2 protein-coding genes are annotated in these 1,933 nt (G+C 76.7%); one reads left to right on the top strand and one right to left on the bottom strand.

Features of this window, described 5'->3' with window-relative positions; translation table 11 throughout:
• Window positions 1-471: TIM barrel protein (locus VER05_RS16100; protein ID WP_324846328.1), on the bottom strand; the 471-nt coding region annotated here is incomplete at its 3' end.
• Between the two features lie 66 nt (window positions 472-537).
• Between VER05_RS16100 and VER05_RS16105 the strand changes: the two genes are divergently transcribed.
• Window positions 538-1,773 (top strand): ROK family transcriptional regulator, encoded by a 1,236-nt coding sequence (locus VER05_RS16105; protein WP_324846329.1) that lies wholly within the window; start codon window positions 538-540, stop codon window positions 1,771-1,773.
• Window positions 1,774-1,933: the final 160 nt, after the last annotated feature.

Genomic DNA, 1,933 nt, shown 5'->3' on the forward strand with positions numbered 1-1,933 from the left:
CCGGTCGTGCGCGGCGTTGAGGTCCTTGGCGGAGTCGTACTCCGCGCCCTCGCGGCCGCCCCACATGACGAACGTGTCGGCGCCGAGCTCGGCGGCCAGGTCGACGTTCCGGATGACCTTGCGCAGGCCGTAGCGGCGCACCCGGCGGTCGTTCGACGTGAACGCGCCGTCCTTGAAGATCGGGTGGCTGAAGGTGTTGGTGGTGACCATCTCGACCGTGATGCCGGTGTCGGCGAGCGCCTGCTTGAACCGGCCGAGGATGCGGTCGCGCTCGGCGTCGTCGGAGCCGAACGGCACCACGTCGTCGTCGTGGAAGGTCACGTGCGCGGCGCCGAGCTCGGCGAGCTTGTGCACCGACTCCACCGGGTCGAGCCACGGCCGGCTCGCGCTGCCGAACTGGTCCTGGGCGTTCCAGCCGACGGTCCAGAGACCGAAGGAGAACTTGTCGTCGCGGGTGGGCGTGCGCACCATCATCACTCCTCGTCGAGGTTTGTCTTGTGAACGAACTTATCGCCGCGACCGGCTAGGGTCAACCGCATGACCGAGCCCGGCGGCGCGCCCGCGACGACCGCCCGCCGTCGGGTCCCCGCCCGCCAGGGCAGCCTCCGGGAGCACAACCTCGCGCTGGTGCTGCGGCACGTGCTGGACGCCGCGGGCCCCGCCGGGGACGCGCCGCCGCCGTCCCGCGCGGACGTCGCCACGGCCACGGGCCTGACCCGCGGCGCGGTGTCCGCCCTGGTGGACCTGCTGATCGGCGCGCGCCTGGTCGCCGAGCTGCCGCCCGCCGCCACGGCCCGGGCCGGCCGCCCGGCGGTCCCGCTGGTGCCCGCGTCCGGCACGGTCGTCGGCCTCGGCGCCGAGGTGAACGTCGACTACGTGGGGGTGCGGGCGCTCGACCTGGCCGGGCGGGTGCTCGCGCACCGGGAGACCCGCGGCGACTACCGGCGCAGCGACCCCGCGCGGGTGCTCGGCGTGCTGGCCGCGCTGGTGGGGGAGGTGCGCGCCGCGCTGCCCGCCGGCGCCCGGCTGGCCGGGATGTGCCTGGCGCTGCCCGGCCTGGTGGACCGCGGGACCGGCCCGCTCCGGCTGGCCCCGAACCTCGGCTGGCGGGACGTCGACGTGGTGGCGCTGCTGGCCGGCCACCCGGAGGTCGACGGCCTCGCGGTCCGGCTGGCCAACGAGGCGAACCTCGCCGCCCGGGCCGAGGCGCGCGCCGGCGCGGCCGGGCAGTCCTTCCTCTACGTGTCCGGCGAGGTCGGCATCGGCGCCGCGATCGTGCTCGACGGCGAGGTGTTCGCGGGCCGGCACGGCTGGAGCGGCGAGCTCGGGCACACCGTCGTCGACCAGCGGGGCCCGCGGTGCACCTGCGGCGCGCGCGGCTGCCTGGAGCAGTACGCCGGCAAGGACGCGCTGCTGCGCGCGGCGGGGCGGGACGTCGAGGAGCCGGTCGACGTGCTGCTGGCCGCGGCCGGCGCCGGCGACGAGCGCACGGCGCGGGCGCTGCGGTCCGCGGGCGACGCGCTGGGCGTGGCGCTGGCGAACTTCGTCAACCTCGTCGACGTCGAGCGGGTGGTGCTCGGTGGCATCTACGCGCCGCTCGCCCCGTGGCTGACGGACGCCGTCGTCGGGCAGCTGCGGTCGCGCGTCCTGGCGGCGGCCTGGGCGGACGCGCGGGTCGGCGTCGCCGCGGGCGGAGAGCACGCGGCCCTGGACGGCGCCGCGCTGGTCGTCCTCCGCGCGGTGGCCGACGACCCCGCCGCCTGGCTGGCCTAGCCCCCCCTGCTCGCGGGCGCGACCGCCGAGATAGGACCCCTGCGCCGAGATAGGACCTCAGTGCGCCCTATCTCGTGCGGGAGGTCCTCTCTCGGCGTGGGGCCGGCGGTCGCGGGTCGTCGGTGCCGTCGCCTACAGTCCTCGCCGTGACGGAGCACCT

The organism is Cellulomonas sp. (assembly GCF_035634735.1).
GTDB lineage: Bacteria > Actinomycetota > Actinomycetes > Actinomycetales > Cellulomonadaceae > Cellulomonas.

What these genes read in the sequence shown, in the direction of transcription:
- VER05_RS16105 (WP_324846329.1), top strand. Translation starts at nt 538, where the DNA reads ATGACCGAGCCCGGCGGCGCGCCCGCGACGACCGCCCGCCGTCGGGTC.